The organism is Actinomycetota bacterium (assembly GCA_018333515.1).
In the GTDB taxonomy this organism is placed as follows: Bacteria; Actinomycetota; Aquicultoria; order Aquicultorales; family Aquicultoraceae; genus Aquicultor.
Genome location: JAGXSZ010000022.1, coordinates 146,572 through 165,207, shown reverse-complemented (window position 1 = coordinate 165,207; position 18,636 = coordinate 146,572). Strand labels below are relative to the sequence as shown.

Annotated in this window: 24 protein-coding genes; 18 read left to right on the top strand and 6 right to left on the bottom strand. The window is 53.2% G+C overall.

All coding sequences use genetic code 11. The annotated features are described in order from the left end of the window. The 4 genes from KGZ93_05475 to KGZ93_05460 form a co-directional block, all read left to right on the top strand. The coding region (locus KGZ93_05475; GenBank protein ID MBS3909061.1) for an AAA family ATPase at positions 1-184 on the top strand (184 nt) is incomplete at its 5' end. A gap of 112 nt (positions 185-296) precedes the next feature. Beyond that, a complete protein-coding gene (locus KGZ93_05470) occupies positions 297-527 on the top strand; it encodes a type II toxin-antitoxin system VapB family antitoxin (protein ID MBS3909060.1) in 231 nt (76 codons plus the stop codon). After that, the gene (locus KGZ93_05465) at positions 472-882 is read left to right on the top strand and encodes a PIN domain-containing protein (protein ID MBS3909059.1); all 411 of its coding nucleotides are present in this window, start codon (positions 472-474) and stop codon (positions 880-882) included. Before KGZ93_05470 ends, KGZ93_05465 begins: the two co-directional genes overlap by 56 nt. Before the next feature lie 119 nt (positions 883-1,001). Beyond that, the gene (locus KGZ93_05460; GenBank protein ID MBS3909058.1) at positions 1,002-3,095 is read left to right on the top strand and encodes an amylo-alpha-1,6-glucosidase; all 2,094 of its coding nucleotides are present in this window, start codon (positions 1,002-1,004) and stop codon (positions 3,093-3,095) included. Between the two features lie 55 nt (positions 3,096-3,150). Here the strand turns inward: KGZ93_05460 and KGZ93_05455 are convergent, their stop codons facing one another. From KGZ93_05455 to KGZ93_05445, 3 genes are all read right to left on the bottom strand, one after another. Continuing rightward, entirely contained in the window at positions 3,151-4,413 is a 1,263-nt protein-coding gene (locus KGZ93_05455; protein MBS3909057.1) for an NAD(P)/FAD-dependent oxidoreductase, read from the bottom strand. Between the two features lie 15 nt (positions 4,414-4,428). Continuing rightward, positions 4,429-4,548 (bottom strand): FAD-dependent oxidoreductase, encoded by a 120-nt coding sequence (locus tag KGZ93_05450; GenBank protein ID MBS3909056.1) that lies wholly within the window; start codon positions 4,546-4,548, stop codon positions 4,429-4,431. A gap of 104 nt (positions 4,549-4,652) precedes the next feature. Further along, entirely contained in the window at positions 4,653-4,847 is a 195-nt protein-coding gene (locus tag KGZ93_05445) for a YHS domain-containing protein (GenBank protein ID MBS3909055.1), read from the bottom strand. A gap of 604 nt (positions 4,848-5,451) precedes the next feature. Between KGZ93_05445 and KGZ93_05440 the strand changes: the two genes are divergently transcribed. From KGZ93_05440 to KGZ93_05395, 10 genes are all read left to right on the top strand, one after another. Beyond that, positions 5,452-6,591, top strand: coding sequence for an alcohol dehydrogenase catalytic domain-containing protein (locus KGZ93_05440; protein MBS3909054.1), 1,140 nt, complete (start codon positions 5,452-5,454; stop codon positions 6,589-6,591). A 37-nt stretch (positions 6,592-6,628) separates the two neighbouring features. Next, the gene (locus KGZ93_05435) at positions 6,629-7,180 is read left to right on the top strand and encodes a hypothetical protein (protein MBS3909053.1); all 552 of its coding nucleotides are present in this window, start codon (positions 6,629-6,631) and stop codon (positions 7,178-7,180) included. 113 nt (positions 7,181-7,293) lie between these two features. Next, positions 7,294-8,346 carry a ribosome small subunit-dependent GTPase A gene (gene rsgA, locus KGZ93_05430; protein MBS3909052.1) on the top strand — a complete coding sequence of 351 codons (1,053 nt, stop codon included), beginning with the start codon at positions 7,294-7,296 and terminating at the stop codon, positions 8,344-8,346. A 292-nt stretch (positions 8,347-8,638) separates the two neighbouring features. Then, positions 8,639-8,965, top strand: a complete 327-nt coding sequence (locus tag KGZ93_05425; GenBank protein MBS3909051.1) for a TusE/DsrC/DsvC family sulfur relay protein — start codon at positions 8,639-8,641, stop codon at positions 8,963-8,965. 57 nt (positions 8,966-9,022) lie between these two features. Then, positions 9,023-9,403, top strand: coding sequence for a glycine cleavage system protein GcvH (gene gcvH, locus KGZ93_05420; GenBank protein ID MBS3909050.1), 381 nt, complete (start codon positions 9,023-9,025; stop codon positions 9,401-9,403). Positions 9,404-9,662: 259 nt separating this feature from the next. Beyond that, the gene (locus tag KGZ93_05415) at positions 9,663-9,965 is read left to right on the top strand and encodes a hypothetical protein (GenBank protein MBS3909049.1); all 303 of its coding nucleotides are present in this window, start codon (positions 9,663-9,665) and stop codon (positions 9,963-9,965) included. Between the two features lie 90 nt (positions 9,966-10,055). Next, complete coding sequence (locus KGZ93_05410) at positions 10,056-10,298, top strand: hypothetical protein (protein MBS3909048.1); 243 nt, start codon at positions 10,056-10,058, stop codon at positions 10,296-10,298. 39 nt (positions 10,299-10,337) lie between these two features. Beyond that, complete coding sequence (locus KGZ93_05405) at positions 10,338-10,790, top strand: FHA domain-containing protein (protein ID MBS3909047.1); 453 nt, start codon at positions 10,338-10,340, stop codon at positions 10,788-10,790. A gap of 107 nt (positions 10,791-10,897) precedes the next feature. Next, positions 10,898-11,605 (top strand): MerR family transcriptional regulator, encoded by a 708-nt coding sequence (locus KGZ93_05400; GenBank protein MBS3909046.1) that lies wholly within the window; start codon positions 10,898-10,900, stop codon positions 11,603-11,605. A gap of 102 nt (positions 11,606-11,707) precedes the next feature. Continuing rightward, positions 11,708-12,055 carry a YraN family protein gene (locus tag KGZ93_05395; protein ID MBS3909045.1) on the top strand — a complete coding sequence of 116 codons (348 nt, stop codon included), beginning with the start codon at positions 11,708-11,710 and terminating at the stop codon, positions 12,053-12,055. Positions 12,056-12,208: 153 nt separating this feature from the next. On the opposite strand, the gene KGZ93_05390 is transcribed toward KGZ93_05395, so the two are convergent. The 3 genes from KGZ93_05390 to KGZ93_05380 form a co-directional block, all read right to left on the bottom strand. Then, positions 12,209-12,706 carry a universal stress protein gene (locus KGZ93_05390; GenBank protein ID MBS3909044.1) on the bottom strand — a complete coding sequence of 166 codons (498 nt, stop codon included), beginning with the start codon at positions 12,704-12,706 and terminating at the stop codon, positions 12,209-12,211. 151 nt (positions 12,707-12,857) lie between these two features. Further along, entirely contained in the window at positions 12,858-13,283 is a 426-nt protein-coding gene (locus KGZ93_05385) for a universal stress protein (protein ID MBS3909043.1), read from the bottom strand. Positions 13,284-13,622: 339 nt separating this feature from the next. Further along, positions 13,623-13,883, bottom strand: a complete 261-nt coding sequence (locus KGZ93_05380) for a hypothetical protein (GenBank protein ID MBS3909042.1) — start codon at positions 13,881-13,883, stop codon at positions 13,623-13,625. A 222-nt stretch (positions 13,884-14,105) separates the two neighbouring features. Between KGZ93_05380 and KGZ93_05375 the strand changes: the two genes are divergently transcribed. The 4 genes from KGZ93_05375 to KGZ93_05360 all read left to right on the top strand — a co-directional run bounded on the left by KGZ93_05375 (position 14,106) and on the right by KGZ93_05360 (position 18,632). Beyond that, the gene (locus tag KGZ93_05375; GenBank protein MBS3909041.1) at positions 14,106-14,720 is read left to right on the top strand and encodes a sortase; all 615 of its coding nucleotides are present in this window, start codon (positions 14,106-14,108) and stop codon (positions 14,718-14,720) included. A gap of 195 nt (positions 14,721-14,915) precedes the next feature. After that, the gene (locus KGZ93_05370) at positions 14,916-16,454 is read left to right on the top strand and encodes a YifB family Mg chelatase-like AAA ATPase (protein ID MBS3909040.1); all 1,539 of its coding nucleotides are present in this window, start codon (positions 14,916-14,918) and stop codon (positions 16,452-16,454) included. Between the two features lie 61 nt (positions 16,455-16,515). Next, entirely contained in the window at positions 16,516-17,622 is a 1,107-nt protein-coding gene (dprA, locus tag KGZ93_05365) for a DNA-processing protein DprA (protein MBS3909039.1), read from the top strand. A 347-nt stretch (positions 17,623-17,969) separates the two neighbouring features. Continuing rightward, positions 17,970-18,632 carry an HD domain-containing protein gene (locus tag KGZ93_05360; GenBank protein MBS3909038.1) on the top strand — a complete coding sequence of 221 codons (663 nt, stop codon included), beginning with the start codon at positions 17,970-17,972 and terminating at the stop codon, positions 18,630-18,632. The last annotated feature ends 4 nt before the right edge of the window (positions 18,633-18,636 follow it).

The window sequence follows — 18,636 nt, the reverse complement described above, 5'->3', positions numbered from 1 at the left end:
CGGACGCTCCGACCCCGTATTCTCCGACGACGCCATCTCTCTTATTCACTCGTCGTCCGCCGGTATTCCGAGGCGAATCAACAACTTGAGCGTTCAAGCTCTCATCGCCGGATTCCTGGAGAAAAAAGGCATCATCGACGAGTCGAGCGTCAAGCGGGCGGTGGCAGAGATGGAGGCTGATTGAAGGGCGAAGGAGATTTTGGATGGGTCTATTGAATCGAATCATTACGCCGAACGACGGCAAAGATTCTGGCCGGAGGACGGACAAAAAGCGTGGCCCGTAACACAATCTTGCAATCGATCAGACATTGTTAGAAGAAGCTCAGAAGCTTGGCGGGAAGAAGACTAAGAAAGATACGGTGAACGAAGCGTTAGTCGAGTATATCCAGCGCAGAAAGCAGAAAGAGATTGTCTCATTATTCGGCAAGGTAGATTACGAAGATAATCACGATTATAAGAAAGAAATTCTCGATGAGGGTTCTCGTAGATACGTCTGTATGGTCGCTTGCATTAAGACGCAAGCATGATGTTGAGTCTCAGGCGGTAAAACTTCTTACGGAATACATCGAGAGCGGTGAGCAGGTTTTCGTTATTGGAATTATTCTGCAAGAGATTCTCTCAGGAGTGACCAGCATAAAACTGTTCAATCAGCTTATTGATCATTTAGCCGCCTTTCCAATAATAGATCTCTATGAAAATGATTTTATCGAAGCGGCTAGACTGAGGAATACTTGCAAGAAACAGGGAATTCAGATCGGAACAATCGACGCCCTGATTGCCGCAGTTTGTATAAAGCATGACCTGCCACTTCTAAGTTTAGACGAAGCTTTTAAGGCAATCGCCAACTTTTTGCCGTTACAACTAATAAGTGCCGATAGCTAACGCACCTCAGACATACCTCATCGCACACCCGCAAGCTCTCACCGTTTAATCATCGAAAACGTGGGCATTAAAGACTATAACTGGTTCATTTAAGACCCGGCAGCTATAGCGAGGTGTCTATGAATGTCACAATCAGCGAAGGAATGTCGTTTCTCATCTCCGACGAGCTGGGGAACATCGTGGCCGACAGCGAAGACGGCCTCTATCACGAGGATTATCGCTTCTTGAATTACTATGACTTGTCGATAAACGGTCACAAGCCGCTCGTGATGACCGGCAGGCAAGTCGACTACTATTCCGCAGTTCACTACCTGCAACTTCCCAAGTTAGACCATATTGAACCAAATACCGTAAGCATCGCCCGAAAGCGTTTTATCGGCGACGGCCTACACGAAGAAATCGTTATCGTAAACTACGGCATGGAGCCCGTTAGTTTGAAGCTGCTCTTTGACTTTGCCGCGGATTTTGCCCACATCTTCGAAGTTAAGTCGGGCAAGAAGCCGGACGAGAAGGCGTATGTGGTTATGTCGGACCGGGAGGAGGCAAGTCTAAGCTTTATCCATGACACGCGTAATGGTTACTTCGAAACGCGAATTATCTTTAGCGAGAAGCCCGATTTCGACTACAAAACGGCCTCTCTAAGCGTAGCGCTAGAGCCGCAACAGAGCCGTCGGCTTTGCATCGATTTCATGACGCTCCTTGCCGGGGAGCCGGCAAAACCAAAGCGCGGTTGTGGTTCGTTCGAATCGGTCGCCGGCCCCGCCCCGGAATATCGGGTGGATTGGATTAGACATGCGCCAAAGCTATTCTCCGATTACGATGCCCTTCAGCACGCCTACGACCAGAGCATATTCGATATGGCGGCGCTCCGGCTCAAAGGGCCGCGCATGAATAAAGTAGGCATCGTTCCGGCGGCTGGAATTCCCTGGTACGCTACGTGTTTTGGCCGGGACGGCATCATCGCGGCGTATCAAACGCTGCCGTACTTGCCGGACCTGGCGTATGGGGTCTTGAGAAGCCTGGCGATATATCAGGGCGCGGAGGTCAATCCACTAATCGAAGAAGAGCCGGGGAAGATACTTCATGAGATACGATGGAGCGGCGTGACGCCGGCGGGCGACACCGACCACAGCGTCTACTACGGTTCCGTGGACGGCACCATGCTCTATATAATCCTCCTCAATGAACTCTATAAGTGGACCGCCGACAAGGGGATTGTCGAGGAACTCAAAGGCAATCTCATCAGGGCGACAGAGTGGATAGAAGCGTACGGCGACAAGGACAATGACGGCTATGTCGAATACGTCCGGTCACAAGGGACCGGCCTCGAAAACCAGGGCTGGAAAGATTCGTGGGATTCGGTGCGATTCGCCGACGGCAGGTTCGCCGAAGCGCCGATAGCGCTATGCGAGGTGCAAGGATATGCTTATATGGCCAAATTGGCCGCGGCCGAGCTTATGGACGTGTTAGACGAGACGGCCGAGGCTAAGAGACTGCGAGCGAGCGCGCTTGCGCTTAAAACCTCTTTCAATAAGGATTTTTGGATGGACGAGCCGGGCTTCTTTGCCGAGGCGCTCGATAAAGACAAAGTGCATGTCGACTCGATAACTTCGAACGCCGGGCAACTCCTGTGGACGGGCATCGTCGACCGCGATAAGGCCGACATCGTCCGCGAGCGCCTATTCGAGCCCGACATGTTCTCAGGCTGGGGGATTCGCACGATGAGTTCGAAGATGGCGGCTTATAATGCCATGAGTTACCACAACGGCAGCATTTGGCCCCATGACAACGCGTTCATCATGAAAGGGCTCATCGCTTACGGATATCACGCCGAAGCGCTCCGCGTCATCGACGCAGTCCTCGATGCCGGCCAGTACTTCTCGTTCCAGCGGCTGCCGGAGCTTTTCTGCGGATTCGAGCGCAGCAGCTCGCGGGTACCTATCGACTATCCCGCAGCCGGCAGTCCGCAGGCTTGGGCCGCCGGCGCGCCGATGCTCATGCTCACGGCTATGCTCGGTATGGACGCAAACGCTGAGGAGAAGGTTCTTACCCTCAACCCGAGACTTCCCGCCGATATTTACCGGGTATTTCTAGCCGGTGTTCGCGTCGGCGGAACCCGGTTGAGCTTTGAGGTGCTCATGGAGCGGGGCGAGCCAAACATCAACATCCTGGAGAATCCGGGTTCGTTTAAAATCCGTCTGGAAAAGCAGTAGGGTATGGTCGATGACAGCGCGGCGACCCATGTCGGTCGCCGCGCTGTCTGTCTTTCTAGGCGGTCTTTCTTTTCGCCCTGTATTCATTGAGCGCATCGTCAAGGTCGATGAAGGCATCGCCGAAACCCTCCGACATCGTAAGCTCGCAGTGTATCGTCTTCGCAAGCTCACCGATACGCGCCCTTGTCTGCATCGCTTGAGCGGCTTGGTGTATCATCTCGTCGGCGTGGCTGCCGATTATGTGGCACCCCAGTACTTCCTCGGAATCCGCATCGGCTATCACCTTAATAAAACCCTTGCGCTCGCCGTCGGCCAGCGCCCTGGCGAGTCCGGCAAACGGAAACTTCTGGACGATATAGGAGAGATTGCTCTCCTTTGCTTCTTCTTCGGTGATTCCGACGCCGGCTACCTCGGGGTAACTCCAGGTTGCCCTCGGCATCACCCGTAAATCCAGCGCCTTCTTCTCTTTGGCGAAGGCGTTGTAGCCCGCCAGGTCGCCCTCGTATGCGGCCGCCTGTGCGAGCTGGAAGAACGGCACGACATCACCGGCAGCATATATGTGCGGGACGCTTGTTTGAAGGTACTCGTTTACGTCAATGCCGCCTTTAACGACATCGATTCCTATGCTCTCCAAACCGAGGCCGGCCGTGAGCGCATGCCTGCCGGTAGCGACCAGAAGCTTGCCCGCGCTCAATTTCGCTTCGCCATCGGCAGTATCGATGACCAATGATTTTGTGGAATCCTCGGAAAAGACGCTCTTTATCCTTACGTTTGTGTATATCGCGATACCCTGCTCCGCAAGATATTTCGAAAGCGCCAAAGATACCTCCGCGTCCTCTTTAAAGGCGATACGCGGCAGCGCTTCGACAATGGTCACCTCAGACCCGAACGAGCGATATATCGTTGCGAATTCGAGCCCGACCGACGAGCCGCCGATGATGATTATCGACGAAGGCAATTCCCGCAGGTTGATTGCTTCGTTGCTCGTCATATAATCGACAGTATCGAGACCCTCTATGGGCGGCACAAACGGTGCCGAACCCGACGCGACGACGGCTTTCTCGAAGGTAACCTTTTGTCCGTTGATGTCAATTTCGTTGAGAGAGCTGAAACGGGCAGAGCCCTCAAGAACCTGGACTCCCTGGCTCTCAAAGTATCGCCGCAACCCGGGCCCGCTGATCTGCGAGACAACCCAGTCTTTTCTGTCGATGACCTTTGAGAAGTCGAAGCCGATATTCTCGGCTTTGAGGCCGAACTCAGCGGCTCTTTTTAGGGAGCGAAATGCCGCGGCCGATGCCAGCAAAGACTTGCTCGGCAAACATCCGTAATTCGGTCAGGTACCGCCTAGCTTCGCTTTTTCGACCAACGCGACCTTGGCCCCGAAGGAGCGCGCGCGCATCGCGGCGGCGGAGCCGGCGCTCCCGGAACCGATAACCAAAAGATTGTAGTCCATAGTGACCATCCTTGTATTTCAATTGAAAGCCGGCAAATAAACTAAAAGGGATAATCTCCATCGGACCCGAGAGTATCCCTTTTGCGGGCCGCAACCGAGACAGCCTATGCCGCAAACCCTTTTTCTCGCGCCATCTGAATGTAGCGGTCCGGATCTTCTTTGAACATGTTCATATGTTCCGCGCTCTCGAAGTAATAAGTCCTGCCCTGATACTCAACGGTCATGTGGTCTTGTTGCGCTTGTTTCTCATCAACATCGATATCAAAACCGTTTGCCGCGCATGCGATACACTTTGCCATGTTGCACACCTCCTCGTATCTTAATTTCTTGTTACACTTAAATAACAAATTGCTGATTTATCTAAAGGGCGCAGGCAGACCGACACCTTTAAGGTTTAAGGCTAAGCAGGAGGCTCAGCCGGATTTACCTTCTCTCTTTCTTAAGCGCTTCGTCCGGCCCGAAGGGATGCCCGCCGAAGCCCGACTATTTCAAACGTCATAGCGCCTCCTTAGGGCTGAAAATGCCGTCCGATGGGTATGTTGATCTTGTGATTAATTACGGCAATTACAGCAATTACAGCACAGTTACCCGCAAGCGCTGGAGTCTAAACTCGGATTCTGTGTTGAACGGCCTAGTACTCCATCACACGTTTTATGAGTCGTCATTCTGAGTGAAACGAAGAATCTCTAAAGCTTGAGATTGTTCGGTCGTTTTCAACTCCCTCAGAATGACGGATACTAGTCGATGTATCTGTGATGGAGTACTAGAAGGGTATGTTAATTATAAGTTTTAACAAGGACCTGATGGTTGCTCTTTGTCGGCCGTAATATGCATCAATCGGATACTCGACACGAAGATCTGGAGTCGCTTCGAGCCTGAGCAAACGTCATAAAGGAGCTTTAAATGAAGGCTATAGGTTTAATCCGGGGCAAAGACGGCATTCAACTATTCGATGTGTCGAAACCCGCCGTTACATCGTCACGGCAAGTGCTTGTCAGGGTAATCGAAGCCGGTATCGATGGAACGGACCTCGAAACCGTTGCTCGCAACAAGTTCAACATGCCTCGGGGCGAGGATACGATGATAGTCGGTCACGAAGTTATCGGCATCGTCGAGGATATCGGCAGAGAGGTAACGTCTGTTGCTATCGGTGATATAGTCGTTTCGACGGTACGGAGGGGTTGCGGCCTGTGCGCCCCCTGTCTGCATAATCGGAGCGATATGTGTCAAACCGGTTTATACACCGAGCGCGGAATCAAAGGCGCCAACGGTTATTTTACTGAATACTTTGTTGACGACGAGGTCTACATAGTGCGTGTTCCCGAAGGCATCGAAGCGTATGCCGTACTCGCCGAGCCTTTAAGTATCGCCGAGAAGGCGGTAGATGAAATCAAACACTTCCGGTCACGCGCATTTTGGTCGTGCGATTATCCCGACCACAATATCGAGTCCAAAGCTTGGGGCAATTGCAAGGTAGGACTGGTCATAGGAGCGGGCTCGCTGGGATTTCTGTCGACTGCGGTACTTCGTTTGAGTGGCGTACAGACGTTTGTCGCCGAGATAGCCCCGGAGGACTCACTCAAGGTGCGGCTTGTTAAAGAATTAGGAGCGCAATATGTAAACGCCAAGGATAGAAGCGCGGCGGATGTGATAAATGAAACCGGCAATCCGGATATCATCATCGAAACGAGTGGGGTAACAGAACTCGCCCTGAACCTGACGACAGGGCTGGCGAGAAACGGCGTTTGCGTGTTGATCGGCATTCCAAGCGGTTCGCGAGAAGTCTGTCTGAACGGTGATTTTATGGCCCGAACGCTCGTGCTCGAAAACCAGATTGTTTTTGGGAGCGTCAACTCCAGCCGGATTCACTTCACGCGAGCACTCCAAGACCTGCGGAACCTAAAGGAAGAATACGGGACGACCCTGAGTAAGGTCATCCATAAGCGCTATTCGTTGGATGAATGTAGAGAGGCGTTTGCCGGGTATGACACAGACGGAGTAAAGAGCGTCTTTAGTATCTCTGAAGGCGCCGCGCGGATATAAAGCACGACAGAACCTAATCGGGCACTCGAGGGGAAAGATGATATTGCTCGCATACTTCGGCCTCGCGCTATCGATTCTCTTCTTGTCGGCGGCGTGGCCGCCGCACAATGTTTATGTCGCGGATGCCCTGGCGCGCAATGACAGAAGGACGGTCGCCCTCATCGCCCTGGCCGTCCTGGCGGGCGTGAGCCTATCGACCGCGCTCGTCGCGGCGGGCGCCTCTTTAGCTAAGATACCGCTCTCCACTATCGGCGGCATCATTATTTGCATCACCGGCGTTCGAATGCTATTTAGAGGCTCGTATGAGAAGAGGGCCGCCGAAGCAGAAGTGCATGGCAAGTCTAGGCGCGAGGTCATCATCACCGCATTCATACTCGCCCTCACTCCCGGACCTTACGCGATAATAGCCGCTGAAGGAATCGCCAAACAAGACTTCGCGCAAACCGCGATCGTGTTGGTTTGCGACCCGGTCGGAGTGACGGCGGGCGGGATGCTTTTGGCGTACGGAATACGTTTTGTAAAACTACCGCTCAACATCATCGGCGGCATCATTGTCATCCTAATCGGGCTCAAGATGGTCTTCTTCTAACCGGTTTCCGCCTCACTAAAGGGACCTATATCGACCCCGGGCCGTTACCGCCCCTGTGTGAAAAGGTGCTATCATCACATAAGGCCTATTAGCTACATCATAGAGGAGTTCAGTTGGATTTAGAATCACTCGGTTGGAACGCTTTCTTTGAAGCGAGCTTTGCCGACTATGCGGAGCAGGGATATTTAACGGGCAGGGTCTCGGCGGAGCACAAACATATATACAGGGTCTTTACAGAGGACGGCGAAGTGCTGGCGACCGTATCCGGAAAGATGCGCCACGACAGCCGGCGGCGTGCGGCGTTTCCGGCGGTCGGCGATTGGGTCGTGATGCTCCTGCGTGCGGGCGAAGACCGCGCCGTCATCCACGACATCCTTGAGCGGCGGAGCAAGTTTACGCGCCAGGTAGCGGGCAACATGATAGACGTGCAGGTCATAGCCGCCAATATCGATACCGTATTTCTCGTAAACGCCCTCAACGATGACTTTAACCTGAGGCGCATGGAGCGCTATATCACTCTCGCTTGGGAGAGCGGGGCAAAACCCGTGCTCATTCTCAACAAGGCCGACCTCTGCGACAACCTCGATGAAAAGCTGGCCGAAGTCGAGGGTATCGCGATAGGGGTACCGGTTCATGTCGTCAGCGCTATAAAAAAGCAGGGCCTGCAAGCGCTCGACCCATACCTCAAAAAGGGCTCCACCGCGGCGTTGCTCGGCTCTTCGGGAACGGGGAAGTCTACGCTGATCAACACCCTCTTCGGGGAAGAGGTCCAAAAAGTGGCCGAGATACGCGAGAGCGACGGCAAGGGCCGGCACACGACGACATATCGCAGGCTCATCGCTTTGCCCTCCGGCGGCCTGGTCATAGATACGCCGGGTCTGCGCGAGATTCAGCTTTGGGGCACCGACGAGGGCCTAAGCGACGCTTTCGAAGACATAGATGCTTTTGCGGGCGAATGCCGTTTTAACGATTGCAACCACGAGAGCGAACCCGGTTGCGCGGTAAAAAAAGCCATTGAAGACGGAACCCTCGACGCTACCCGCTACGAAAGCTACCTCAAACTCCAGCAAGAGCTGGCGTTTCTCGCCGACAAGAAAGATTACCAGGCGCAAAAAGAGCGATTGGAAAAAAGCTATAGAACTATCTTAAGGGACAAGAACGGCTAGTACTCCATCACACGTTTTATGGGTTGTCATTCTGAGTGAAACGAAGAATCTCTAAAGCTTGAGATTGTTCGGTCGTTTTCAACCCCCTCAGAATGACGGATACCAGTCGATGTATGTGTGGTGGAGTACTAGTTTTGTGTTGATAACAGGTAGAAACCACACGAAAACGGGTATCAATAAGGACAGCGCGATGAGCGATTGCTCTATTGGGGAAGAGCCGAACGGTCTGTATTTGGGCAGGTCGTGTCGGCAATAACAGACTTGGAGGTATGCGATGTCGGAGGGAGTAAATATGGGAATGGCCGTCGGCGTAGACGTTGACGAAGAAGGGTATTTGATCGACTATCATCGATGGGATGAATCTATCGCCCATGCGTTAGCCGAGAAAGAGGGGGTAGGTGAGCTTACGCCCGACAAGATGGAAATCATCAAATTCATGCGCACATATTACGAAAAATACAACTCTTATCCCATCCTGGGTAATGTCTGCAAGAACGTCCATCAAGCCCGGGATTGCGTAAATGAGGAGTTTATCGACCCATTAAAAGCCTGGAGGATTGCGGGCCTGCCGCGTCCGAACGAAGAGGTAATCTCGTATCTTCTGGGCAAGATGTCGTAATTGGCATTTGCATGACCAAGAGTCCACCGAAGTTGAACGATTGAAAGGAGTCGGTCGATGTCGACGGAAGGCCTATTATTCCACAAAGAGCATGGTTGGGTGCGCGTCGCCAACGGCACTGTCGTCGTCGGAATATCGGATTACGCGCAAGACACGCTCGGAGATATCGTCTATCTCGATATCCCGGATGACGGCGATGCGATTGCGGCAGGCGATGTCATCGGCGAGATAGAATCGGTAAAGTCGACATCGGACCTTTACGCCCCGGTAAGCGGAAAGATAATCGAGATAAACCGAAAGCCGGCGGATACGCCGGAGGTGATCAACGGGGACCCGTATGGCGACGGCTGGATGTATAAGGTAGAGCTTAGCGACGCGGCCGAACTCGAGACGCTGATGAACGAAACCGAGTACGCCGAATACGTAAAGGGGCTGTAGGCGTAAAAAAACAAAAATAATTCGTCAAAGTACTGGATTTTTTAAACACTCAAGTTTATCTTTAGATTATAGAGTAAATTAGCCGAACGTCGGTTAGCCCGTAATATTCACACTATTAAACGCAATAATCACCACCAAGCAATCGCGGCTCAATCGAAACAGAGGGCGTTTAGGCAGTCTACGCAGGCTGAAGCATGAATCTAGGAGCGGCCTGGGTTCCGCGCCAAACTCGGACAAACAAAACAAAGAGGGATGTGTCATGGATAAGAAGAACGAGTTAGACCTGAGTAACGTATTAGTTGACATTTCCGAAAAATCAGACGAAGAACTCAGGGAAATCCTGGATCAACTTTGCGGCGAAGAAGAACGAGTTTCGTTTAAGCGACGGGTGCTCCATGGAAAAATCGATATCCTCAAGGCGGAACTCGTCGACAGGATGAAGAGTTCCAGAGAGGGCGGACGAGTCATCTCCGAGGCCGATGTAGACAGGCTGAGCGAGATTCTGGCACGCGGCTTGACGAGTGTTTCTAAAGTAGACGTCTCTGACGAAGACGCGTTTTAATATGCGCGCAACCAGCAGACGCTAAAGAGGTCGCACGGTTAAGCCGGCGATAAATGCGGCCTTAGTCGATTGAGGTGAGGGGAGACGCGGGTGTCAAAATCAAGAATCACCGAGATAATTGAGCAATTCTTTAAAGAAGCGGGCGCGAATATTCAAGAAGACCGTTTGACCGAGTATATCGTGAGCGAGGTCCGTAAAGGCAGAAAGCTCGGCGAGATACTGGAAGACCCGAATATCAAGGGCAGAATAAGCGACGGTCACTTGGCGTACGTCCTGGAACGCAAGGAAGTCTTGCGGGCTTATGAAGACAAGCTTAAAGAGGCTGTTAAGTAAGGCGATTATTACTACGTATATTGAACTTGGTGGGTTAAAATGGAGTGCGGTAAATGCGGCGGCAAAAACGAAAACGGCGATAATGTCTGCCGCCAATGCGGGGAGTTGCTAGTATCCGACGCGGAAAAGACGGTTTCTCTTTCGCGGGCCGATTTAGAGCAGGCCCAGGCGGAAATCGAGTTAGCCGTAGAGGACGAGCCGGTCTTGGTCGTCAAGAAAGGCGCCTATGTCGGGCAGAAGTTCAGCCTGGCGAAGGAAGAGATAACTCTCGGCCGCGACCCCGCCAGCGACATATTTCTGGACGACATTACGATATCGAGGCACCACGCGAAGTTAAAGATGAAGCGTAACCGCGTTACTGTTAGCGATTCCGGAAGCTTGAACGGAACGTATGTCAACCACGAGCGCATCGAAGAGCCGACGGTACTTCATTCAAACGACGAACTCCAAATCGGAAAGTTCCGGCTGGTCTTCATGTCTAGAAAGCATTAGTTGAGACAAACGGAGACGGGACGGACAATAAGATGTCTCCAAGTATAAGAGCACCTATGGAAAATCATGTGACCCAAGCAAGCGATTATTTGGAGGGAGGACAGGCAATGGCGACAAAGAGAGACTATTTAACGATAGGTGAAGTAGTTCAGCAGCTGAAACCGCGCTATCCTGACCTGTCGATCAGCAAGATTCGTTACTATGAAGAAGAGAATCTGATCAAGCCGGAGCGCACGGCGGGTGGATATCGAAAGTTCTCGAAAGATGATGTCCGCCGGCTAGACCTCGCGCTGCGCCTTCAGAAAGAAAAATACATGCCCCTCAACGTTATCAGGCAAAACCTCGATATGATGGATATGGGGCAGGTGACTACCGATATCAGGCAAATCGCGCGTGAGAATAGCGAAGGAGAAATCGGTTCCGAAACCGCGGGGCCCGTCTCGGCCGAGAAGGCCATCAACAGCATTGGTATTTCAGCGGATGTCGCAAAGATGCTCGAGAATTTCGGGATAATCCAGTCGGTTAAAACCTCTGAAGGCAAGAGCTACACATCGGCCGATATACGCCTCATGACCATCGCCAGAGAGATGAACAGATACGGCATCGAGCCGCGGCACCTGCGCATGTACGCGACCCTGGCCGACAAAGAAGCGGCGCTTTTTCAGCAGATATTATTACCGATGATCCGACACAAGAGCGATGATCGCGACCGGCGTATCGCTGAGGTTCTAGAGATATTGAGCGACCTCTCGGCGCAGATGAAATCGTTATTGCTCAAGAAAGAACTCGATGATTATATGAGCGCGGTAAAATAGGCCCGATCGGCATTCGGGTAGCCCATGACCGCAGTCTATCGACTGCTCGTGGGCTTTTTGCGATAGAACCTTAAATGCGGGCGTAAGCTAAGTGAGGGGTCCATGTCTATAGGTAAGGCCGGCGAAGATGTCGCGGTCCATTATCTTAAAGGTAAGGATTACCGCATCATAAAAAGAAACCACCGCTCGAAGTTGGGTGAGATCGATATTATCGCGGTAACCGGTCGTACGCTAGTCTTTTGCGAGGTCAAGACCAGGCTAAACAAGGCGTTCGGCGAGCCTTTCGAAGCGGTAACGGTATCAAAGCAAAGAATTATCAGGAACGTGGCGGAGCTATACTTGGCTACCGCTCGCAGTCTGGCCGAACTCGAGAGCGTGAGATTCGATGTTATCTCCGTGCTGGCGCAAGGAGAAGGCTTTCAAATAACCCACATCGAAGACGCGTTTTAGGGCAAAAAAAAAGAAAATGGGCAGGTGTTAAAAGGGGATCCTTTATGGTCTATCGGGAGCAATAGCCATTAAGGTTTGGGAAAAAGTTTTTAGGCCTGAAGCCTACTGGGGGAGTCGAGCACCTGCCCATTGTCCCAACTATTTAGTTTTCAACTAGTTATCCGATATCACAAGTACCGGTACATCCGTGTTTTTCATAACCGCGTCTACGACACTTCCGAGTGACCGTTTTATTCCTGATTTTTCCGAGTTGCCGATAACAATCAAGTCCGGTCCGTATACCTCGGCATAGTCGGCTATCGTTCTAGCGACTTGCCCTCGGAGCACACGCGTCTCTATTCTTACGTTGTTTTGCTCCGCGTAACGCTTCACAGCATCTAGCAGTTCCGCGCATCGGCCAACTCCCGGCTTACCCTTAAGGTGCTTTTCGGTTTCGAGGTAGGGCGATTCAAGCATTTCGTAGTCGCTTTCGACATAAATCGCTCTTACAGCGGCCCCGAAAAAACCCGCCCAAGCTATCGCTTGCTCGGTTGCCATAATAGATGATTGAGACCCGTCTGTCGCCAATAATATCTTTTTTATATCGATAAATAACTCTTGCACATCCGACGCTTTCGACGTCGCCGTCGATTTGTAAAGATTATCTATCATTTGGCTCCCTTAGAGTCGCATCGCTTTTCGCAACCATTTAGTGAAAAGCTTGACGTTATTAGCGTAATCCAGAAGTTGTGCTCAAAACAGTAAAAGTCGGTAAACGGCACAAAACGAGGTTTAAGTGGAACAACATTTACCGTATCCGGCTCTAACTGCCCTTTATTACAAGGACAGGTATAGTGGATTCTTTGACAACCGCATCCGACACGCTGCCGAGAGCGAGTCGTTTCAAGCCGGTGCGGCCGGTATTTCCAATAATAATAAGATCCGCCTCATAATCGGCGGCCGCCTTGATAATTGTCTTTGGAACGTTGCCCTTTACTATCTCGATGTTGTAGTTGATCTTGTTTTTGTCCGCGTATATTTTCGCAATGGAGACACCCGCCGTGCTTTGGCGTATTTCCTTGGGGGTCTCCAACATGACGATGTTGCGGGAATAGTCGTGCTCATCCTCGCTAGTGTCTACGAAGATTATTTTTAAGGCCGCGTTAAAGACCTTAGCCAGGGCAATCGCATACTTAGTAGCCATTATGGCGGGGACCGAGCCGTCAGTCGCCAACAACAACCGCTTCATCTTGAAATTCACTTTACTAAAATCGCTTAGCGCTCGAACTTTGTCTTGTCTACCCATCGTCCTTTGCTTTCCGCATAATCGAGTTTTAAACAGCTTATCAAAACCCGCACGAAACGCGCAACATTTGGGCGACAATCCGCGTGTTCGGGCCTAGGAACAATGTGGCCGGAGGTACCGAGAAATGATTTGAAAACTATTCCTAAAAAGACTGAGGGCCACCAGTCGGTGGCCGCATAGGCTTTTCTACGCTTTACTCAGTCGCTTAGGGATGCAATAACTATTTAATCGGTAGATGCGAGCGGAAACTTTACGCCTTTCGCGTAAGGAGCGCATAACCGTCTAGTCTCTTTCGTCGTCGCGGAGTAATCCCGCGTTTTCGGCTCCGGCTTCGGTCGGGTCTCCTTTGTGTTCGAAGTCGACCTGCTCCTGTATAAAGCTCATCAGCGTTTCCAGGCTCGCTTTGTCTATTTGAATATATTCGATTCCTACGAGCAAATCCCTAACGTTGGCGTTGAAGGAAGTGATGTGGATAATTTCTCCAACAGCCTCGAAAGAACCGCGGCGATCGAGATGCATGACAAGGTTTACATGCGTGCCCACGGTTAGCGCTCTCGATGCCTTGACAATCAAGCCGTTGCGCGATAGCCATGGGCCGCGACTAGGCAGAGCAATATATTCTGTAAAACCGTGCCCTAAGCGATGTATAATATATTTGTTAAACGATATCGGTGAATTTTTCGGTGCCGGGCAATCGGCGCAACGCACGACGCAACAAGACGACAGCCGTAATGAGCGGGAACCGGTACCAATTAAAGGATGCGCATGGGTAAAAAGGATGTTCGGGCCATAAAGGATGTTCGGGCCATTACAAAGGGCGGCAAAAAAAAGGATACCGCGCACACCCGGAAGCGCGGTCTCAGCATGGCGCTCGGGGCGATTTTTCTAGTTTGCGGCTTAGCGATTCTAGGGACGTTGCTGTACCCAAGAGTATATGTCGCGGTCGGCCCCGCGCCGGCGATAAACAAGATCGTTCTAGAGCAGGGGCATTTCTGGGTCGTCATACCGAAAATCAGGGTCGACTCTCCGGTGCTGCCTGTGGTCACGGAGGATTCCTTGAGGCGAGGCGTCGCGCATGTCCCGGAGAGCGGGTTTCCCGGCGAGGGTAAGAACGTCATTATCGTCGGGCACAATTATGACCCCGCAAACTGGGTGCCTCAGACCACCTTTGGCCTTCTCGGCGAGTTGGAAGACGGCGACGAGGTTCTCGTCGCATATCGCGGCCGCGTTTACGCGTATATTGTAAAAACCAAAGAGACCTTTGGAGCGGAGGACCCGGAATTATACGCTCCTACCGACGATGAGCGATTGACCTTATTGACTTGTGAAAACTACGAGTCCGAGACGGAGCGTCTAAAGGTCGTCGCCCTGCCGAAATAGTGTTGCGGCGACAAGCCGTCCCCAAATCGTGACCGGTGCCGCCCGGATATCGGATACGCACCCGCTTTCTTCACTACTCCGAGACGCCCTTTAATTTCCGCCGCGAGCCATTGCATTGGGCGCGTGCAAACGCTATTATACGTAATAGCGCAAACGCACTATTGGCGGCGGATATCTAAACACATGGAGGGACTCGTGCCGGCTAAGGTACTTTCAGCAACGGTCGTGGGTATGAGTGCCGTGCCGGTTGAGGTAGAGGTAGACGCTTCGCTCGGGCTGCCGAGAGTAAGCATAGTCGGCCTTGCCGACACGGCGGTCCAGGAGTCGAAAGAGCGGGTTCGCAGCGGCATCGAAAACTCCGAGTTCGAGTTTCCCTTGAAACGAATCGTCGTCAACATGGCCCCGGCGGATATCCGAAAAGAAGGCCCGGTCTTCGACCTTCCGATAGCGTTAGGAGTACTTGCCGTTACCGGACAGGTGCCGGCCGAGCGCTTTGGGGATTATTTGCTCGCCGGCGAGTTGTCGCTTACCGGCGAGATAAGGCGGATAAACGGGGCGCTGCTATTGGCTATTTGCGCTAAGGCGCAGGGAAAACGGGGCGTGGTGTTGCCCGCACAGAGCGCGCGCGAAGCCTCCATTATCGATGGGATAGATATTCTCCCGGTCGCCAACCTCAACCAGGTCGTCGACTTCTTTGCCGGCAAGGCACCCATAGAGCCGGTGAGTTACCGGGCAGAGAGGTCGGATGCGGGTGAGTTCGAGCCGGATTTTGCGGATGTTAAAGGGCAGGAGCACATAAAGAGGGCGCTAGAGGTCGCCGCGGCGGGTGGGCACAACATCCTTCTTATCGGCCCTCCGGGTTCCGGTAAGACGATGTTGGCGTCACGCCTGCCCTCGATTTTGCCCTCGCTCAGCCTCGACGAAGCTATCGACGTGACCAAAGTATATTCGGTAGCGGGCATGCTCGGCCCCGAGCAGTCGCTGATAACGACGCGGCCGTTTCGCGAACCGCACCACACGATAAGCCATGCGGGCCTCATCGGCGGCGGCAGTTATCCAAGGCCGGGCGAGGTCTCGCTATCGCACAACGGCATCTTGTTTCTCGACGAGTTCCCCGAGTTCGCTAAGGGTGTCCTCCAGGTGTTGCGCCAGCCTTTGGAGGAGGGCAAAGTGACGATTTCGCGGGCGTCGGGCTCGCTCACCTACCCGGCGCGATTTACGCTAGTCGCCGCGATGAACCCGTGCCCGTGCGGGCACCTGGGAGATCGGGTGAAGCAATGCATTTGCGGACCGCACCGGGTTCAGCAGTACCGCGGGCGTATCTCGGGGCCGCTTCTCGATAGGATAGACATTCACATCGAGGTTCCCCGCCTCAGCAAGGACGAACTCATGCGCTCGCCCGATGGGGAGGCCTCCTCGACCATAAAACGCCGCATCGATTCGGCCCGCAATGCGCAGAGCGAGCGCTTAAAGACCATAAACGGCAACGGACGGTTGCTCGTGACCAATTCGCACATGAAGGCGAGAGAAGTCAAAAAGTTTTGCGTCTTAACCTCCGAAGCGACCTCTTTTCTGGAAACATCGGTCGATAAGTTGGGCTTGAGCGGAAGGGCGTTCGAGCGTGTCTTGAAGGTCTCGCGCACCATAGCCGACCTCTCCGTGAGCGAGCGGATTGAAATCGAGCATATCGCCGAAGCGGTTCAATATCGCGCGCTGGACAGAGAGTATATATGATGGGAAGCAGCACGTATTATCAGCGCGTTGTCGCGCTACCGCCGTCCAAGGGGGTCGGCTTATGCGATTAGAGACGTATGACGGCATGCCCGATGGAGGCGACAAAAAGTATTGGTTGGGCATAAAGCTGGTGCCGGCTTTTCGCAACCGCCAATATATCTTGGCTAAGAAGGCCGGCGGTCCCCGGGCGCTCTGGGATTGCGACCATATGGCACTGAGCGCTCTCGGACTCGCCGATAAAGATGTAGCCGAGACGGTCGCTTTGCGCGCGGCTATCGACTTAGACGCGGAATTAGAGAAACTTCGTGCTCTAGGTATCGCCGTCATGACCGACGAAGACGAAGGTTTTCCGCGACTTCTTCTCGATGCGCCTTGGCGCCCGAAGGCGTTTTTCATCAAAGGCGCGCTGCCCGCCTGCGATGCCTCGATAGCTATCGTCGGCTCGAGGCATGCGACCCTTCGGGGGAAGGCTTTCGCCATGGAGTTGGCTTCGGCGCTAGCCGCCGCCGGCGTGCTCGTCGTCTCCGGCGGGGCGCGCGGCATCGATACGGCCGCGCATACCGGCGCGCTCGAGGCGGGCGGGCTTACGGCGGCGGTGCTCGGGTGCGGGCTCGACCTCGTCTATCCGCCGGAGAACCGGAACCTCTTTGCGCGGATAGGGGAGCGCGCCGCTCTAATCTCAGAATACCCGCTGGGGACGGAGCCGTTTCCGCGCAATTTTCCGGCGCGAAACCGTATTGTCGCAGGCATGTGCAACGGCGTCGTTGTGGTCGAGGCGGGCCTGAAAAGCGGCGCCCTTATTACCGCCGACTTTGCTCTCGAGTACGGGCGCGATGTCTTCGCGGCGCCCGGTTACAGTAAGAGCCCGATGAGTAAAGGGACTAACGCGCTAATCAAGCAAGGGGCGCACCTGATAGAGTCCGCGCAGGATGTGTTGGATGCGCTGAGTTTAACGGGCATAACGCTCGACCGGGGTGAACCCCTCGAAAGGCTCTCCGGTCCCGAAAAAGACTTTCTTACACAGCTCGGCTGGGAGCCCAAGCGCTTCGATGAGGTCACGCGCGGTATTCCGGTCGATAACGCTACGGCTTCGGTTCTACTTTTAACGCTGGAGATATCCGGGTTTATCAGGCGCGATATCGACGGTTGCTATCTGCGCATAAAATAGTTTTCGCCCGCCGCGACCGCTCTCTGTCGCCAACACGATAAACAATTCGGCGACGATGTTGAGCGGCAGCCCTATCGGATATCTTTACGCTCCGCGCGAAAGGCCGCTACTTTGAACGAGTCAACGCGTAAACCCTGCCAAAACACCGCCGCCGCATGCGACTGAGCGCGCGGAAATAGCTTACTCGTTTGCCGGGTACGGGTTTATAGCTAATATACGCATGAATTCACTGACAATGGCCTCGCTAAATAGTATAATGGCGATGTTATGTCGCAATGATGTAAGATCGAAGTTGGCATGTGTAACGATGAATATAATGACAAAATTGAAGAAGGTGGCTGCAGGGGATGCCCGTAACTCTAGCTGAAATCAAAGAAGACTCTTATGTGAAAGCGTATATCACGCAGGCGGACAAACACATGGAAGCCATCGGCTTCACGGAACACGGATTCCGCCACGCCGAACTCGTCTCCAATATCTCCATGAATGTCTTGCGCAGGCTGCATTTCCCGGACCGTGAAGCCGAACTGGCCGGGATGGCCGGTTATTTGCACGATATCGGGAACGCGATAGGGCGTAGCTTCCACGCGGTCTCGGCCGCGATGCTCGCGCAGTCGGTACTGATACGTCTCGGCATGTCTCCCGAGGAGATGATGGTTGTCATGAACGCTATCGGCAACCACGAGGAAGATTATGGAATGGCGACGAGCACGATAAGCGCGGCGATTATTCTTGGCGATAAGACCGATGTTCATCGCAGCAGGGTTCGCACACCGGACCCGTTGACGCGCGACATCCACGACCGGGTCAACCTCGCCGCTCAGCGCTCGTTTTTGCGGGTCGATAACGACCGCAAGCTGATCGAGCTGGAAATAGATATCGATACCACTATCAGCCAGGTGATGGAGTATTTTGAGATATTCCTATCGCGTATGGTAATATGCCGTAGGGCGGCCGAATTTCTAGGATGCGAGTTCGGTCTGGTTATAAACGGAGTAAAACTTCTGTAGGGGG